Source organism: Rugamonas violacea, from assembly GCF_016461825.1.
Classification (GTDB): Bacteria; Pseudomonadota; Gammaproteobacteria; order Burkholderiales; family Burkholderiaceae_D; genus Rugamonas.
Genome location: NZ_JAEMNU010000083.1, coordinates 257,000 through 257,460, shown reverse-complemented (window position 1 = coordinate 257,460; position 461 = coordinate 257,000). Strand labels below are relative to the sequence as shown.

Genomic DNA, 461 nt, shown 5'->3' with positions numbered 1-461 from the left:
GCCTGGCGCACCGCGCGCCAGGCGCTGCGCGAGGCCAAGCTGCGCTGGCGCGGCGCGCTGGAGGAGGCGCACGAGGTGTGGCGCGAGGCGCGCGCCCAGTTCTTCAAGATGGCCACCACCAGCGGCCAGGTGCGCCGCGCCAAGGGCGCATATGAGCGCATGAAGGGCGAGGCCATCGAGCTGCAACTGGAGTGCGGCGAGTACGCGGCGCGGGCCAGGGCGGCCGGCGGCGATTTCTTCACGGCGCGCCGGCGCGTGCTGGAGGCCAACCGGCAGCAGGAGAAACTGGGCATCCTGCGCGATGAAATCCGATTGTTAGCCCAGCAAAGCGAGATGTGACATGGCCGATATACGCATTCCCAGACGGCCCGAGCCGGAGCGCGAGGCCGGGCGGGCGCCGCCGTTGCGCCGCGCTGTGACGCCGGCCTATGCCGCCGTGGCGGCGCGCCTGGCCCCCGGCG

Annotated in this window: 1 protein-coding gene; it reads left to right on the top strand. The window is 73.1% G+C overall.

Annotated features, from left to right (window positions below; genetic code table 11):
* The first annotated feature begins 75 nt into the window (after window positions 1-75).
* Window positions 76-339, top strand: coding sequence for a hypothetical protein (locus H7U20_RS30355; protein WP_233410826.1), 264 nt, complete (start codon window positions 76-78; stop codon window positions 337-339).
* Window positions 340-461 lie beyond the last annotated feature (122 nt).